13 protein-coding genes and 3 pseudogenes are annotated in these 15,150 nt (G+C 71.9%); 10 read left to right on the top strand and 6 right to left on the bottom strand.

Annotation, left to right across the window (positions count from 1 at the left end; all coding sequences use genetic code 11):
* Position 1: 1 nt before the first annotated feature.
* From ACGF5O_RS06415 to ACGF5O_RS06405, 3 genes are read right to left on the bottom strand one after another with little or no spacing between them, the layout of a single operon-like run.
* Complete coding sequence (locus ACGF5O_RS06415; RefSeq protein ID WP_393808759.1) at positions 2 to 949, bottom strand: hydroxymethylglutaryl-CoA lyase; 948 nt, start codon at positions 947 to 949, stop codon at positions 2 to 4.
* The gene (locus ACGF5O_RS06410; protein WP_393808758.1) at positions 946 to 2,868 is read right to left on the bottom strand and encodes an acetyl/propionyl/methylcrotonyl-CoA carboxylase subunit alpha; all 1,923 of its coding nucleotides are present in this window, start codon (positions 2,866 to 2,868) and stop codon (positions 946 to 948) included. The genes ACGF5O_RS06415 and ACGF5O_RS06410 overlap by 4 nt, the downstream gene beginning before the upstream one ends.
* Before the next feature lie 11 nt (positions 2,869 to 2,879).
* Positions 2,880 to 4,496 carry a carboxyl transferase domain-containing protein gene (locus ACGF5O_RS06405; RefSeq protein WP_393808757.1) on the bottom strand — a complete coding sequence of 539 codons (1,617 nt, stop codon included), beginning with the start codon at positions 4,494 to 4,496 and terminating at the stop codon, positions 2,880 to 2,882.
* Positions 4,497 to 4,581: 85 nt separating this feature from the next.
* On the opposite strand from ACGF5O_RS06405, the gene ACGF5O_RS06400 reads away from it, so the two are divergent.
* The 5 genes from ACGF5O_RS06400 (at position 4,582) to ACGF5O_RS06380 (ending at position 8,832) form a co-directional block, all read left to right on the top strand.
* On the top strand, positions 4,582 to 5,199 hold the full coding sequence (locus ACGF5O_RS06400) for a TetR/AcrR family transcriptional regulator (RefSeq protein WP_393808756.1): 618 nt from the start codon (positions 4,582 to 4,584) through the stop codon (positions 5,197 to 5,199).
* Positions 5,200 to 5,312: 113 nt separating this feature from the next.
* On the top strand, positions 5,313 to 6,470 hold the full coding sequence (locus ACGF5O_RS06395; RefSeq protein ID WP_294005894.1) for an acyl-CoA dehydrogenase family protein: 1,158 nt from the start codon (positions 5,313 to 5,315) through the stop codon (positions 6,468 to 6,470).
* 35 nt (positions 6,471 to 6,505) lie between these two features.
* Positions 6,506 to 7,378: an acyl-CoA thioesterase gene (locus tag ACGF5O_RS06390; RefSeq protein WP_393808755.1), complete on the top strand. Its 873-nt coding sequence runs from the start codon at positions 6,506 to 6,508 to the stop codon at positions 7,376 to 7,378.
* A complete protein-coding gene (locus ACGF5O_RS06385; protein ID WP_393808981.1) occupies positions 7,375 to 8,367 on the top strand; it encodes a cation diffusion facilitator family transporter in 993 nt (330 codons plus the stop codon). Before ACGF5O_RS06390 ends, ACGF5O_RS06385 begins: the two co-directional genes overlap by 4 nt.
* A gap of 123 nt (positions 8,368 to 8,490) precedes the next feature.
* The gene (locus ACGF5O_RS06380; protein ID WP_393808754.1) at positions 8,491 to 8,832 is read left to right on the top strand and encodes a hypothetical protein; all 342 of its coding nucleotides are present in this window, start codon (positions 8,491 to 8,493) and stop codon (positions 8,830 to 8,832) included.
* Between the two features lie 106 nt (positions 8,833 to 8,938).
* Here ACGF5O_RS06380 and ACGF5O_RS06375 read toward each other — a convergent pair whose 3' ends face one another.
* Both ACGF5O_RS06375 and ACGF5O_RS06370 read right to left on the bottom strand, forming a co-directional pair.
* Positions 8,939 to 9,727: a phosphatase gene (locus ACGF5O_RS06375; RefSeq protein WP_393808753.1), complete on the bottom strand. Its 789-nt coding sequence runs from the start codon at positions 9,725 to 9,727 to the stop codon at positions 8,939 to 8,941.
* A 65-nt stretch (positions 9,728 to 9,792) separates the two neighbouring features.
* Positions 9,793 to 10,030, bottom strand: a pseudogene (locus ACGF5O_RS06370) (helix-turn-helix domain-containing protein); the annotation flags it as partial.
* Positions 10,031 to 10,034: 4 nt separating this feature from the next.
* Between ACGF5O_RS06370 and ACGF5O_RS06365 the strand changes: the two are divergent.
* The 5 genes and pseudogenes from ACGF5O_RS06365 to ACGF5O_RS06345 form a co-directional block, all read left to right on the top strand.
* A pseudogene (locus ACGF5O_RS06365) lies at positions 10,035 to 10,410 on the top strand (arginase family protein); the annotation flags it as partial.
* A 54-nt stretch (positions 10,411 to 10,464) separates the two neighbouring features.
* Positions 10,465 to 11,121: an IS607 family transposase gene (locus tag ACGF5O_RS06360; RefSeq protein ID WP_393808752.1), complete on the top strand. Its 657-nt coding sequence runs from the start codon at positions 10,465 to 10,467 to the stop codon at positions 11,119 to 11,121.
* Positions 11,122 to 11,189: 68 nt separating this feature from the next.
* Entirely contained in the window at positions 11,190 to 12,881 is a 1,692-nt protein-coding gene (locus tag ACGF5O_RS06355; protein WP_393808751.1) for a hypothetical protein, read from the top strand.
* A 4-nt stretch (positions 12,882 to 12,885) separates the two neighbouring features.
* Positions 12,886 to 13,077: pseudogene (locus tag ACGF5O_RS06350) on the top strand (arginase family protein); the annotation flags it as partial.
* Entirely contained in the window at positions 13,074 to 14,762 is a 1,689-nt protein-coding gene (locus ACGF5O_RS06345; protein WP_393808750.1) for a thiamine pyrophosphate-binding protein, read from the top strand. The pseudogene ACGF5O_RS06350 and the gene ACGF5O_RS06345, both read left to right, overlap by 4 nt.
* A gap of 4 nt (positions 14,763 to 14,766) precedes the next feature.
* Here the strand turns inward: ACGF5O_RS06345 and ACGF5O_RS06340 are convergent, their stop codons facing one another.
* Positions 14,767 to 15,123 carry a peptidase inhibitor family I36 protein gene (locus tag ACGF5O_RS06340; RefSeq protein WP_393808749.1) on the bottom strand — a complete coding sequence of 119 codons (357 nt, stop codon included), beginning with the start codon at positions 15,121 to 15,123 and terminating at the stop codon, positions 14,767 to 14,769.
* Positions 15,124 to 15,150: the final 27 nt, after the last annotated feature.

The raw sequence follows: 15,150 nt of genomic DNA, 5'->3' as shown, positions 1-15,150 counted from the left end.
GTCACTCCTGGTGGGAGAGGGCGCGGACGGTGCGGGACGGGCTGGGTCGGCCCAGTTGTTCGGCCATCCACACGCTGGTGGCGGTGAGTCTGCCGAGGTCTACTCCGGTCTCGATGCCGAGGCCCTGGAGCATCCAGACCAGGTCCTCGGTGGCGAGGTTGCCGGTGGCGGACTTGGCGTACGGGCAGCCGCCGAGCCCGCCGGCGGACGCGTCGATCGTCGTCACGCCGTGTTCCAGGGCCGCGTAGGTGTTGGCGAGCGCCTGGCCGTAGGTGTCGTGGAAGTGCACGCCGACGACGTTCGTCGGCACGCCCTCCTCGTTGAGCAGGGAGAGCAGTTCGAGGACGTGGCCGGGGGTCGCGACGCCGATCGTGTCGCCCAGGCTCAGCTCGTCGCAGCCCATGTCGCGCAGCGCCTTGCAGACCCGGACCACCTGGTGGAACGGGACGGCGCCCTCCCAGGGGTCGCCGAAGCACATCGAGACGTAGCCGCGCACGTGCACGTCCGCGTCCTTGGCCTGCCGGACGACCGGGTCGAAGACGGCCAGGGACTCGTCGAGCGAGCGGTTGAGGTTGGCCTTCGCGAAGGACTCGGTGGCGCTCGCGAAGACGGCGACCCGGCGGGCGCCGAGGGCCAGGGCCCGGTCCAGGCCGCGCTGGTTGGGGACGAGGACGGGGAGGGCGACCCCCGGGAGATCGGCGAGCTGCGGGAACAGCTCCTCCGCGTCCGCCAGTTGGGGCACCCACTTCGGGTGCACGAAGCTGGTCGCCTCGATCGTCCGCAGACCCGCGTCGGCCAGCCGGTGGACGAACTCGGCCTTCACCGACGTCGGTACGGCCGTCTTCTCGTTCTGCAGGCCGTCGCGGGCGCCGACCTCGTGGATCCGGACCCGGGCGGGCAGATCGGTGGCCGGTACGACCATGGGGAGGGCGCTCTCCGGGGTGGTCATGCCGTCTCCTCCTCGTGCGGGGCGATCACGGCCAGCACCTGGTCCATGGCGACCGTGGCACCGGGCTTCACGTCGAGTTCGGCGACCGTGCCGGCGTGCGGGGCGGAGATGACGTGCTCCATCTTCATCGCCTCCACCACCAGCAGGCTCTGCCCCGCGGCGACCTCGTCCCCGACGGCGACCTTCACGACGGTCACCGTGCCGGGCATGGGCGCGGTGAGCGAGTCGGCGCCCGCGTGCGCGGTGCGGCTCAGCGAGGCGGCGACCGGGTCGTGGTCGCGGACCTGCCAGGCGTCGCCGTCCCGGCCGACCCAGTCGGCGGCGCGGTGGAAGGTGTGGCGTACGCCGTCCAGGGTGACCGACACGCGGTCGGCGGCGACGGAGTGCGTGCCGCGCGGGACGTACTCCACCGGGTCCTGCACCCGCAGGTGGAAGCCGGCCGGCCGGGGAGTACCGCCGAGGCGCCAGCCGCTGGGCACGGAGAAGGGGTCCGTCCAGCGCCCGTCCGCCGCGACCGGCTTCAGCGCCTCCAGCCGGACGGCCGCCGCCGCCTCGTACACCTCGTCCGGTACGTCCGTGGCGACCAGGCCGTCCACCACCCGCTCGACCAGCCCCGTGTCCAACTCGCCCGCCACCACGGCCGGATGGGCGAGCAGCCGGCGCAGGAACCCGGCGTTGGTCTGCACGCCCAGGGTGACCGTCTCCGCGAGGGCCGCGCGCAGCTTCCGGAGCGCGGTCTCCCGGTCCGGGCCGTACGCGATCACCTTGGACAGCATCGGGTCGTACAGGCTGCCGACCTCGGTGCCCTCGCTGAGCCCGGAGTCGGTGCGGACGCCGTCCCCGGACGGCTCGTGCAGCAGCAGCACCGTGCCGCCGGTCGGCAGGAAGCCGCGCGCCGGGTCCTCGGCGCAGATCCGGGCCTCGACCGCGTGCCCGGTGAACCGTACGTCCTCCTGCTCGAAGTCCAGCTTCTGGCCCGCCGCGACCCGCAGCTGCCACTCCACCAGGTCGAGGCCGGTGACGAGTTCGGTGACCGGGTGCTCCACCTGGAGCCGGGTGTTCATCTCCATGAAGTAGTACGACGAAGGGTCGCCGCCCGGCACGATGAACTCCACCGTGCCCGCGCCGACGTACCCGCACGAGCGCGCCGCCTGCACGGCGGCCTCGCCCATCGCCACCCGGGTCGCCTCGTCGAGGAGCACGCTGGGCGCCTCCTCGACCACCTTCTGGTGCCGGCGTTGCAGCGAGCACTCGCGCTCGCCGAGGTGGACGACGTTGCCGTGGCCGTCGGCCAGGACCTGGATCTCGATGTGCCGGGGACGGTCGACCCAGCGCTCGACGAGGAGGGTGTCGTCGCCGAAGGAGGCGCGGGCCTCGCGGCGGGCGGCGGCGATCTCCTCGTCCAGGACGGCCAGGTCCCGCACCAGCCGCATGCCCTTGCCGCCGCCACCGGCGGAGGGCTTGAGGAGCACCGGGGCGCCCAGGTCGCGGGCCGCTTCGGCCAGTTCGGGGTCACGGCCGCCGGGCACCACCGGCACCCCGGCCGCCGCCACCGTCTCCTTGGCCCGGATCTTGTCGCCCATCAGCGCGATCGCGTCCGCGGGCGGGCCGATGAAGACCAGCCCGGCCTCCTCGCAGGCCCGCGCGAAGGCCGCGTTCTCGGCGAGGAAGCCGTACCCCGGGTGGACCGCCCGGGCACCGCTGACCGCGGCCGCCTCCAGCAGCCGCGCCACGGACAGATAGCTCTCGCCCGCCGGCGCCGGACCGATCCGGACCGCCGTGTCGGCCTCCCGGACGTGCCGGGCGTCCGCGTCGGCGTCGGAGTACACGGCCACCGAGCGGACGCCCAGCGACCGCAGCGTACGGATGATCCGGACGGCGATCTCGCCCCGGTTGGCCACGAGTACGGTGTCGAACACGAGTCCCCTCCTCACATCCGGAAGACGCCGAACCGGGGCTCACCCAGCGGCGCGTTGCCACAGGCCGTCAGGGCCAGTCCGAGCACCTGCCGGGTGTCGAGGGGGTCGATGACCCCGTCGTCCCAGAGGCGGGCCGTCGCGTAGTAGGCGTTGCCCTGGCGTTCGTACTGGGCGCGGACGGGGGCCTTGAAGGCTTCTTCGTCCTCGGCCGGCCAGTCCTCGCCGCGGGCTTCGATCTGGTCCCGCTTGACGGTCGCCAGCACGGACGCGGCCTGCTCGCCGCCCATCACCGAGATCTTGGCGTTGGGCCACATCCACAGGAAGCGGGGGGAGTAGGCCCGGCCGCACATCGAGTAGTTCCCGGCGCCGTAGGACCCGCCGACCACCACCGTCAGCTTCGGCACGCGCGTGCAGGCCACCGCCGTGACCATCTTCGCGCCGTGCTTGGCGATGCCGCCGGCCTCGTAGTCCTTGCCGACCATGAAGCCGGAGATGTTCTGCAGGAACACCAGCGGGATGCCGCGCTGGTCGCACAGCTCGATGAAGTGGGCGCCCTTCTGGGCGGACTCGGAGAACAGGATGCCGTTGTTGGCGACGATGCCGACCGGGTGGCCGTGGATGCGCGCGAAGCCGGTGACCAGGGTCTGCCCGAACTCGGCCTTGAACTCGGCGAACCGGGAGCCGTCGACGACGCGGGCGATGACCTCGCGGACGTCGTAGGGGGTGCGGGAGTCGACGGGGACGGCGCCGTACAGGCCGTAGGGGTCGGCCTTCGGCTCGACGACCGGGGTGACCTCCCAGGGCAGGGAGCGCCGGGCCGGCAGCGTGGCGACGATGTTCCGGACGATGCGCAGCGCGTGCGCGTCGTCCTCGGCCAGGTGGTCGGTGACCCCGGAGACCCGGGAGTGCACCTCGCCGCCGCCCAGCTCCTCGGCGGTGACGACCTCTCCGGTGGCCGCCTTCACGAGCGGGGGCCCGCCGAGGAAGATCGTCCCCTGGTTCCGGACGATGACCGCCTCGTCGCTCATCGCCGGGACGTACGCGCCGCCCGCCGTGCACGACCCGAGCACGGCCGCGACCTGCGGGATGCCCGCCCCCGACATCCGGGCCTGGTTGTAGAAGATCCGCCCGAAGTGGTCGCGGTCCGGGAAGACCTCGTCCTGCATGGGCAGGAAGGCGCCGCCGGAGTCGACCAGGTACACGCACGGCAGCCGGTTGTCGAGGGCCACCTCCTGCGCCCGCAGGTGCTTCTTCACGGTCATCGGGTAGTACGTGCCGCCCTTGACGGTGGCGTCGTTGGCGACGATCACGCACTCGCGCCCGCTGACCCGCCCGATCCCGGCGATCACGCCGGCCGCCGGGGCCGCCCCGTCGTACATCCCGTCGGCGGCCAGGGGGGCCAGCTCCAGGAACGGCGACCCGGGGTCGAGCAGGGTGTCCACCCGGTCCCTGGGCAGCAGCTTCCCGCGCGCGGTGTGCCGGGCGCGGGCCTTCTCGCCGCCGCCCAGCGCCGCCGCGGCGAGCTTGCCGCGCAGCTCCTCCACGAGGACGCGGTGCGCCTCCTCGTTGGCCCGAAAGGCCTCCGACGCGGGGTCCGCCGCGCTCGTCAGCTCCGGTGCCTGGTCCATGCCGCGATCCCCTCACCCTGTTAATGAGCGTTAACGCATTGCCTTCAGGTTAACGACCGCTAACCTCCCTGTCTAGAATTGCCTCATGGTCACGAGAACCGACGCCCCGACCCGCCGCGAGCAGATCCTCAAGGAGGCTGCCCGGCTGTTCGCCGAGCGCGGCTTCCACGGTGTCGGCGTGGACGAGATAGGGGCCGCGGTCGGCATCAGCGGGCCCGGTCTCTACCGGCACTTCGCGGGCAAGGACGCGATGCTCGCGGAGCTGCTGGTGGGGATCAGCGGGCAGTTGCTGACGGGGGCCAAGCGCCGCCTGGCGGAGGCCGACGGGGGCACCGGGCCCGCGGCGGTCCTGGACTCCCTCATCGAGGGCCACATCGACTTCGCCCTCGACGACCGTCCACTGATCACCCTGCACGACCGTGAGCTGGACCGCTTGCGCGACAGCGACCGCAAGCTGGTGCGGCAGCTCCAGCGGCAGTACGTCGAGCTGTGGGTGGAGGTGGTCCGCGGCGTCTACCCCGCGCTCCCCGAGCCCGCGGCCCGCTCCGCCGTCCACTCCGTCTTCGGCCTCCTGAACTCCACCCCCCACTTGGGCCGACCGGGTTCCCTCCCGGGCCGCGGCGCCACGGCAGTCCTGCTCCACCGCATGGCCCGGGGCGCCTTCGGCGCGGCGGCGGGGGACGACGGCGGCTCTTCGGCGTGACGAGCGTTACGCCCGTCGCTCCCGCTTTCACCCTGGACCCGTCGGCCTACCCACCGGTACCTTGGAGTCTGAGCAAGCGCTTAGACATGCCGAAGTCCGTGGAGGTGGCGGCCGTGCGCCGTACGTTGTTCGACGAGGATCACGAGGCGTTCCGGGAGACCATCCGCGCCTTCATCGAGGCCGAGGTCGTACCGGTGTACGACGAGTGGTTCGCCGCTGGCCAGGCCCCCCGTGACTTCTACTACAAGCTCGCCGAGCTCGGCGTCTTCGGCATCCGCGTCGACGAGGAGTACGGCGGCGCCGGCATCGACTCCTACAAGTTCGAGGCCGTCCTGTACGAGGAGACCGCCCGCGCGGGCGTCGCCTTCGGCGGCTCCGGCGTGCACGTGCTGCTCGGCCTGCCGTACATAAAGCTGCTCGCCACCGACGAGCAGAAGAAGCGGTACCTGCCGAAGTTCGTCTCCGGCGAGGAGATGTGGGCCATCGCGATGACCGAGCCGGGCACCGGCTCCGACCTCGCGGGCATGAAGACCACCGCCAAGCTCAGCGAGGACGGCACGCACTACGTCCTCAACGGCGCCAAGACCTTCATCACGGGCGGCGTGCACGCCGACCGGATGATCGTGTGTGCCCGGACCTCCGCGCCGACGAAGGAAGACCGCCGGCACGGCATCTCCCTCTTCGTGGTGGACACGAAGGCCGAGGGCTACTCGGTCGGGCGGAAGCTCGACAAGCTGGGGCTGAAGACCTCGGACACCGCCGAGCTCGCGTTCGTCGACGTCAAGGTCCCCGTCGAGGACCTCCTCGGCGAGGAGAACAAGGGCTTCTACTACCTCGGCCACAACCTCGCCTCCGAGCGCTGGGGCATCGCCTTCGGCGCCTACGCCCAGGCCAAGGCCGCCGTCCGGTTCGCCAAGCAGTACGTGCAGGAGCGCGTCGTCTTCGGCCAGCCCGTCGCCGCCTTCCAGAACACCAAGTTCGAGCTGGCCGCCTGCCAGGCCGAGGTGGACGCGGCCGAGGCCGTCGTCGACCGGGCCACGGAGGCCCTCGACGCCGGTGAGCTGACCCCGGCCGAGGCCGCCAGCGCCAAGCTGTTCACCACCGAGGTCGCGCACCGCGTGATCGACCGCTGCCTCCAGCTGCACGGCGGCTACGGCTTCATGAACGAGTACCCGATCGCCCGCCTCTACGCGGACAACCGCGTCAACCGCATCTACGGCGGCACCAGCGAGATCATGAAGACGATCATCGCGAAGGACATGGGCCTGTAGGGCCACCGCAACAACCCGCCAGTAGAAAAGGTGCCATGAACCAGGCACTAAGTGATCTCCTCGACCTGCTCGACCTGGAGCAGATCGAGGAGAACATCTTCCGCGGCCAGTCCCGGTCCGCCGTCGTCCCGCGCGTCTTCGGCGGGCAGGTCGCGGCCCAGGCGCTGGTCGCCGCCGGCCGCACCGTCCCGGCGGACCGGCACGCCCACTCGCTGCACGCGTACTTCCTGCGCCCCGGCGACCCGGGCGCGCCCATCGTCTACACCGTCGAGCGCATCCGCGACGGCCGCTCCTTCACCACCCGGCGCGCGGTCGCCGTCCAGCACGGCCGGCCGATCTTCGCCCTGTCGGCCTCCTTCCAGCTGGACGAGGAGGGCCTCGACCACCAGGCCCCGATGCCCGCCGCCCCCGACCCGGCGACCCTGCCCACCTCGGCGGACCGCTTCCGCGGCTACGACCACCTCGACTCGGCCGTGGTCGAGAAGTTCCTGGAGGCCCGCGAGGCGATCGACCTGCGGTACGTCGAGGAACCGCCGTTCGGCAAGTACGGCGAGCCGCGCGAGCCGCACAGCCAGGTGTGGTTCCGCACCAACGGCAAGCTCGACGACGACCCCCTGCTGCACGTCGTCCTCGCCACCTACGTCTCCGACATGACCCTCCTCGACTCCGTCCTGCTCGCGCACGGCCGCGGCGGCTGGGCGGTCGGGGACGTGGTGGGCGCCTCGCTCGACCACGCCATGTGGTTCCACCGGCCGTTCCGCGCCGACGAGTGGCTCCTCTACGACCAGGAGTCGCCGTCCGCGCACGGCGGCCGAGGACTGGGCCAGGCCCGGATCTACACCCGGGACGGTTCACTCGCCATTTCCGTGATCCAGGAGGGTGTGGTCCGCGTCCCTCGGGCAGACTGACGGGCGTGACGCAAGCGGAGGCCAGGAACGGCGGCGGCGAGAGCACCTTCACGGTGACCGTCGCCGCCGTCGCCAATCTCGGGATCGCGCTCGCCAAGGCGGTCGCCGGAGTCATCAGCGGTTCCAGCGCGATGCTCTCCGAGGCGGCGCACTCGGTCGCCGACACCGTCACCGAGCTGCTGCTGCTCACCGCCCTCAAACGCAGCGAGAAGCCGGCCGACGAGGAACACCCCCTCGGCTACGGCCCCGAGCGGTACATCTGGGCCATGCTCGCCGCCGTCGCCACCTTCGTCGGCGGCGCGGTCTTCTCCCTCTACGACGGCATCCACACCCTGGCCGTGGGCGAGAAGCCGGGCGACCCGCTGGTGTCGTACATCGTGCTGGCCATCGCCTTCGTGCTGGAGGGCCTCTCGCTGCGGACCGGGCTGCGGCAGGCGCGCGGGGAGGCGGCCCGTGTCAAGGCGCCGTTCAAGCTCTACCTGCGGCACACCCCCGACACCGCCGTGAAGGCCGTCGTGATGGAGGACTCGGCCGCGCTCGTCGGGCTGGTGTTCGCGGCCGGCGGCCTGCTCGGCGGCCAGCTCACCGGCTCCGGCGTCTGGGACGGCCTCGCCTCCCTCCTCATCGGCCTGCTCCTGCTCTACGTCGCCTGGGTGCTGGGCCGGTCCAACGCCGAGCTCCTCATCGGGCGGCCGTTGCCGAGGCCCGTGCGGGAGCGGATCCGGGCGGAGCTGCTGGAGTCCGAGCACATCGTGGCCGTACTGGAGCTGACCACGCTGGTGCAGGGGCCGCAGGAGGCGCTGGTCGCGGCCAAGGTGGACTTCCGGGACGTGTCGACGGCGGCCGAGATCGAGTGGGCCTGCGAGCGGGCCGAGCAGCGGCTGCGGGCCGCGTTCCCCGCGATCGGCCGGGTGTATCTGGACCCCACTCCGGGACCGGCCGCGAGACCGGCTTCGGGGCCGGTGAGCTCGCGGGATAACGGGCGGTGACCGCCCGACGTGCCGTCCGTCTTATCCGGAATTAAGCTCTATGAGTGAAATGCCGCACAATGCATGTGCCGCATAGCGGACGTGCCGCGTAGCGGACGTAAGTCCGGCAGAAAGGTATTTCCCATGCGAGTACAGCGCGCGAGGCGTCTCGCCGCGATGTCCGCCGCCGGTCTCCTGCTGGCCGGTGGCGCCGCGATCGGCGCCGCGGGTACCGCCTCGGCGGTCCCCGCCTCCACTCACCAGTCCATCCTCACCGGTGGCGGCGGCTTCGGCGGCTGCGGCGGCTACCGGGGCGGATTCAACAACTGCCGCTACGGTTACGGCGGCTATGGGTACGGGTACTACCCCGCCACCGTCGCCGTCGTCCCCGTCGTGGTCGTCCCCACCGTCACCACCGTCGGTGTCGCCGGGTTCGGAGGAATCGGCGGCTTCGGCGGCCTCGGCTTCGGCGGACTCGGGTTCTGAGCGGACCCGGGTTCTGAGCGACCAGCGACACCAGACCAGGGATTGAGGGTCTAGGACCAGGCCACGATGTGCGGCTCCCGCTTCCGGGGGGCCGCACATCGGTCTGTCAGGCCAGCCCCGCCTCGGCCAGCAGGTACGCGGTCATCGGGTCGTAGTAGCGCGGGCTGAGCACGTGGTCGTCCAGCGGTACGGCCACCTGGAGGGTGCCCTCCGACTCGGCCAGGAACAGCGCCGGGTCGTTGCAGTCCGCGTACCCGACGGAGTCCAGGCCCACCTGCGCCGCGTAGCCGGCCCAGCCGTGGTCGGCGACGACCAGGTCGGGCTGTGGCCGCCCCTCGCGCTCCAGGCCGCCCAGGATCGCCTTCATCGGTTCCCCGGAGTGGGTGTGCCACAGCGTCGCCCCGTGTTCGAGGACGGCGACGTCGGCGAACTGCATGACGTACCCCTCGTCCGTCTGCAGCCCGTCCGGGATGACCACGATCTCGCAGCCCGCGGTGCGCAGCGCCGCCGCGGTCGCCCGGTGCACGTCCAGCAGGCCGCCGGGGTGGCCGGTCGCGAACAGCACCCGCTGCCGCCCCTCGGCCGCCTTGCGCAGCCGCGCCGCCAGCCGGTCCAGGCCGTCCACGGTCAGCTCGGGGTCGATGGTGTCCTGGCCGTACCGGTACTCGGGGTCGTCGTTCACCCCGACCCGCTCGGCCATCACGGCCAGCACGTCCTGCTCGTCGGTCCAGCGGTCGCCGAGTTCCAGTCCCAGCCACCAGTTGCGCTCGCCGTTGGCCAGCTTGCGGTAGTGGAGCAGGTTGTTCTCGCGGGGGGTGGCGACATCGCCCGCGATACGGGTCTTCACAAGGTGCTCTACGAGCTCGGCGCGGCTGGGCGTCCCGGGTATCGGCATGGCTCCATTGTGAGGCAGGGCGCTGCGCGTTCGCCCTGCGTATCGCCCGCTGGGACGTGGGTCACTCACTCCTGGCGGAGGGCGAACCAGAGCTCCATCCGCACGTCCGGGTCGTCGAGTTCGGCGCGGAGGAGCTCCGCGGAGCGGGCGATGCGCTGCCGCACGGTGTTGCGGTGGACGGCGAGGGCGACCGCCGTACGGTCCCAACTGCCGTGCAGGGAGAGCCAGGTGCGCAGGGTCTCGGTGAGGGCGGGGTGTTCGGCGAGGGGGGGCGAGGGCGTGGGCCTGGGCTTCGTGCGGCGGTACCTTGAGCGGCAACGAGACGCCCCGCGGCCCCGTTGACTCCTCCCGCATCCCGCGGTATGCCGCCCCCCCCGACCTTCGCACGGCTGCCCCGCCTCGACGAGGTCGGCATCGCTGATGTCGCGGTCGTGGGCGTGCCGTTCGACTCCGGTGTCTCGTACCGGCCGGGCGCCCGCGGTCCCCATGTACGGCAACCAAGACCTGACCGACGACGAGACGATGGGCTTCGGCATCGTGACCTCGGCGGACGTCTACCGCCGGGGCGCCGACAAGGTGGCCGAGCAGCTGCGACAGCGCATCGGCGACCGCCCCTCTGCATCTCGATCGACATCGACTGCCTGGATCCCGCGCACACCCCCGGCAGCGGGACGTCCGAGGCGAGTTGACAGCCGTTGAATCGGTTGTCGGCCACAGTTGGCCATACAGTCACTCCTGTGAATGAGAAGGCTGATGACTGGGTTTCTGCGGGTAAGGCAGCGAAGTGGCTGGGCGTGTCGACGCGGACGCTGCGGCGCTACACGTTGGAGGGGGTGCTGGAGGACCGGCGGTCGCCGGGCGGGCGGCGGATCTTCCGCGTGGGGGATCTGGATGCGCTGTCGCGGCGCCGCGGGCAGGCGCCGCAGCGGTCGGGTGCGGTGGTGCTGTATGGGCGTGTGTCGTCGCACCGACAGCGGGCGGAAGGGGATCTGGACCGGCAGGTGACACGGCTGCGTCGGGAGGCTGGAGAGCGTCCGGTCGCGGGGGTGTTCACCGACGTCGCCTCGGGACTGTCGGACAAGCGCAAGGGGTTCCGCCGGGCTTTGCGGGCGTGCCAGGACGAGGTGGTGACGGCGCTGCTGGTGACGCATGAGGAGCGGCTTGCGCGGTTCGGTACGGCGCTGCTGGCGGAGGTGGTGCTGCCGTCGTGGGGTGTGCGACTGGAGATCGTGGGTGGGGATGAGGAACTGGAGGGAGCCGAGGACGGGGATCTGGTATGGGACCTGATCGCGATCGTCACCTCGTTCTCGGGGCGCTTGTACGGGCCGCGTTCCGCGAAGGCCCGCGCCCTCGCTCAGGTGGTGAAGTCCACCGCAGGAGTGAATGATTTGTAGGTCATTGTCGGACGCGCGTAGGGTTGGGTTGCCGACTGAGGAACCCGACGCGGAAGGAGGCTGCGATCATGGCGAACCGGCGCAGGAAGCGGGCACTGCGCGAGATCACGGCCCCCTTCACTGTGGCCGCTCCCTCGGGAGCGAGGATCCGTGACCGGCTGTGCCTGTCCCCGGCCGACGAGAAGGTTCTCCGGCTGGTCGGCGAGCACCTCGGGCGTCACTGGCGGGCCGACCTCGCTGGGCGTGTCAGCCTTGGCAAGGTGCCGGTGAAACAGAACCGGCGGGCGGAGCGCAAGAAGGCGCTCACCGCCGTGTCGTCCTCGCGGTGGGCCGGGGCGATGACCCGCGCCTCGGAGGACCAGTACCAGCTTTCCCTGCGCTGTCTGTACGACGAGGCCGCCGGGCTGCGCCGAGCCATCCGCGCCATCGAACGCCGCCTGGCGGTGCCGTGCGGGAAGCGCGTGGGCAAGGTACGCGGCTACGCCGACCAGAACGAGCGCTTTCACAAGCAGTGCCGCCTGCAGACCCTCAAGACCCGTCTCAAAGCCGTGGAGCAGCGCATCGCCTCCGGCCGCCCGGCGATCACGGTCGGCGGCCGACGGCTGCTGAAGGCCCGTCACAACCTCGCCGACGTCCGACTCGCCGAAGAACATTGGCATCAGCGGTGGGAGGCCTCGCGTCTGTTCCTGACCGCCGACGGCGAGTCCACGGCCCCGTTCGGGAACTACACCATCACCGTCGATCCGCACGACGGCACCGTCAACCTCGTACTGCCCGAGCCGCTGCGGCATCTGGCCAACGCCCCCCGCGGCCGCTACACGCTCTCCTGCTCCGTCACCTTCCATCACGGCCGTGAGGAGTGGCTCGACCGCGTCACCGCGAACCGGGCCGTGCGCTACGACATCGTCCATGACCCCGCCCGCGGCCGCTGGTACCTCGACGCATCCTGGTCCGTGGGCACCACCCCGCTGCCCACACCGCAAGAGATCCGCGCGGCGGGCGCACGCCTGCTCGGCGTCGACCTCAACGCCGACCACCTCGCCGCCGCCGTCCTCGACGAGCACGGCAACCCGGTCGGCGAACCGCACGCCGTTCCGCTCGACCTGACCGGCCCCGCGACCACACGGGACGGCCGCCTCCGTGCAGCGATCAGCCGCCTGATCGTCATCGCCCACGAGCACGGCTGCGCCGCGGTCGTGATCGAGAACCTCGGCTTCACCGACGCCCGTGCCGCCGGCCGAGAGACCATGGGCCGCGGACAGCGCGGCAAACGCTTCCGCCGTACGGTCGCAGGCATCCCCAGCGCCCGCTTCCGCGAACGGCTGCGCGGCATGGCCTATCACCGGGGCCTGACCGTTATCGCCGTCGACCCCGCATACACCAGCATCTGGGGCGAGAAGTACTGGAAGACCCCGCTCCAGCAGCAGACCGATACCATCGTCACCCGGCACCACAGTGCCGCGGTGGCGATCGGCAGGCGCGGCCTGGGACACAGGATCCGGCGTCGGCCAGGTGTGACCGCTCCCGACCAGAGGATCGGGCCGCGGAGAGCTACCGGCCAGACCGCATCCCTCCCCAGACCGCGCGGAACCACGAGCCCACCCAGGACAGCGGGCACGCCCCAACAGGGTGGCAAGACCCGACTTTGCCGAGGTGACCAGCTCGTGCTGTTCCCCGACCTCGAAGACCGTTCGCGAGGTCACCGGGCTCCAACTGGCCCGGTTTGTGGCGAGTTGACCAATGCAGGCCAACCCCCATAGGGACGGTGGTATGACGTCCAGGGAGCTGCTGGAGATCCTGCGCGGACTCTCCTCCTGCAACCTCGTCTCGGCGGACGTCGTCGAGGTGGCCCCCGCGTACGACCACGCCGAGATCACCTCGGTGGCGGCCTCGCACACGGCGTACGAACTGACCACGATCATGACCCGACAGATTGCCGAGGCGCGCGCGAAGTGACCCACGACCACGACCTCGTACTGCGTCCGACGCCCGCCCAGACGGAGGCCGCGCTCAACCCTCCCCCCGGCCGCAACGGCGGAGACCTGGTCGTGGAGACCCTGGCCGGGCTCGGCGCGACCACCGTCTTCGGCCTGCCCGGCCAGCACGCCCTCGGCATGTTCGACGCCCTGCGCCGCTCCGCGCTGCGCTACGTCGGCCTGCGGGTGGAGAACAACGCGGGCTTCGCGGCGGACGCGTACGGCAGGATCACCGGCGAGGCGGCCCCGCTGCTCCTCTCCACCGGCCCCGGCGCGCTGACCTCGCTCGCCGCGCTGCACGAGGCGGCCTCCGCCTCCGCGCCCGTCCTCGCGATCAGCAGCCAGATCCCCACCGCGGGCCTGGGCGGCGGACGCCACGGCTACCTGCACGAACTCCCGGACCAGGCGGCCTCCTTCCGGGGCGTGGTCAAGTCGGTCCACACCGTCCGCACCCAGTCGCAGATCCCGTCCGCGCTCGCGGCGGCCTGGAAGTCGGCCCTCTCCGTCCCGCACGGCCCGGTGTGGGTGGAGATCCCGCAGGACGTGCTCCTCGCGGAGACCGCGCTGCCCGTGGTGACGGCGCCGGACGCGACCCCGGACGAACTCCCCCCGCGCCCCGAACTGACCGCGGTGGCCGCCGACCTGCTGTCGCGCGCGGCCCGCCCGGCGGTCATCGCGGGCGGCGGGGTGGTACGGGCGGACGCCGCCGGCAAGCTGCGGCAGCTGGCCGAGAAGGTGAACGCCCCGGTCGTCACCACCTTCGGCGGCAAGGGCGCCTTCCCCTGGCACCACCCCCTGTCCCTCCAGTCCTGGCTGGAGGACCGCCACACCACGGACTTCCTGGAGGACGCCGACGTCCTGCTCGTCGTCGGCTCGGGCCTCGGCGAACTCTCCTCCAACTACTACACGTTCAAGCCGCGCGGCCGGGTGATCCAGATCGAGGCCGACCTCGGCAAACTGGAGTCCAACCACCCGGCGCTCGGCATCCACGCGGACGCCCGGCTCGCGCTCCAGGCCCTGCTGGAGACGGTCTCCGAACGCGCGGACCCGACGGCCCCGGAGCGCGTGCGAACCGTGCTCGCGAAGGTCGCCGACCGCATCGCCGCCCAGGAACTCACCCTGGAACAGGAGGTGCTGGCGTCCGTCCGCCGCGCCCTGCCCGCCGGTTCCCCGTCCTTCTGGGACATGACGATCCTGGCGTACTGGGCCTGGTCGGCGTTGGACGCCCAGGCCCCGAACCTCATGCACTCCGCCCAGGGCGCCGGCGGCCTCGGCTACGGCTTCCCGGCGGCCCTCGGCGCGGCCGCCGCCGACCCGACCCGCCCGGTGCTCGCGGTCTCCGGCGACGGCGGCGCCCTCTACTCCGTCGCGGAACTGGCGACCGCCCGGCAGCACGACCTCCCGGTCACCTGGCTGATCGTCGACGACGGCGGCTACGGCATCCTCCGCGAGTACATGACCGACGCCTTCGGCGAGCCCACGGCGACCGAACTGTCCCGCCCCGACTACGTGGCCCTCGCCGAGTCCTTCGGCGTCCCGGGGATCCGCACGTCCCCGGACACCCTGGAGACGGACCTCGCGAAGGCCCTCGCCGAACCCGGCCCCTCGGTCGTCGTACTCCCCGCCCTGCTGCGGATGTTCGCGCCGACGCACCTGCCGGACTAGAGGACTAGCAGGCCCCCGCCCCCACCCCGTCGATCCGCCCCCCGAAGTCGCCGCGGTACTGGGAGCGCCAGTCGCCGTTGAAGACGTCGCGCTTCTCGGTCGGGGACCAGTTGACGAAGCAGGCGCGGGTGGAGGCGACGAAGGAGCCGACGTTGTCGTGGAGGTTCGGCGGCATGTCGCGGTAGCCGCTGCGGGCCGTCCACTCCCAGTAGTCGCCGCCGAAGCCCTCGCCGCTCCAGAAGCAGACCGAGCCGTCGGGACAGGACGGGGCGGCGACCGTGTGGGCGGCGGCGCTCTGGGCGGGGACGACCAGCGCGGTCAGGGCGAGGGCGGCGGCGAGGGACCAGGTGCGAAGCTTCACGGGACTCTCCGGAAAAGGGAGTGGGGA

Source organism: Streptomyces sp. NPDC048291 (assembly GCF_043201715.1).
Taxonomy (GTDB): domain Bacteria; phylum Actinomycetota; class Actinomycetes; order Streptomycetales; family Streptomycetaceae; genus Streptomyces.
The sequence above is the reverse complement of the archived record's forward strand: the minus strand, read 5'-3'. Positions and strand labels throughout refer to the sequence as shown.

What these genes read in the sequence shown, in the direction of transcription:
- ACGF5O_RS06415 (WP_393808759.1), bottom strand. Translation starts at nt 949, where the DNA reads ATGACCACCCCGGAGAGCGCCCTCCCCATGGTCGTACCGGCCACCGAT.
- ACGF5O_RS06405 (WP_393808757.1), bottom strand. Translation starts at nt 4,496, where the DNA reads ATGGACCAGGCACCGGAGCTGACGAGCGCGGCGGACCCCGCGTCGGAG.
- ACGF5O_RS06400 (WP_393808756.1), top strand. Translation starts at nt 4,582, where the DNA reads ATGGTCACGAGAACCGACGCCCCGACCCGCCGCGAGCAGATCCTCAAG.
- ACGF5O_RS06390 (WP_393808755.1), top strand. Translation starts at nt 6,506, where the DNA reads ATGAACCAGGCACTAAGTGATCTCCTCGACCTGCTCGACCTGGAGCAG.
- ACGF5O_RS06380 (WP_393808754.1), top strand. Translation starts at nt 8,491, where the DNA reads ATGCGAGTACAGCGCGCGAGGCGTCTCGCCGCGATGTCCGCCGCCGGT.
- ACGF5O_RS06375 (WP_393808753.1), bottom strand. Translation starts at nt 9,727, where the DNA reads ATGCCGATACCCGGGACGCCCAGCCGCGCCGAGCTCGTAGAGCACCTT.
- ACGF5O_RS06355 (WP_393808751.1), top strand. Translation starts at nt 11,190, where the DNA reads ATGGCGAACCGGCGCAGGAAGCGGGCACTGCGCGAGATCACGGCCCCC.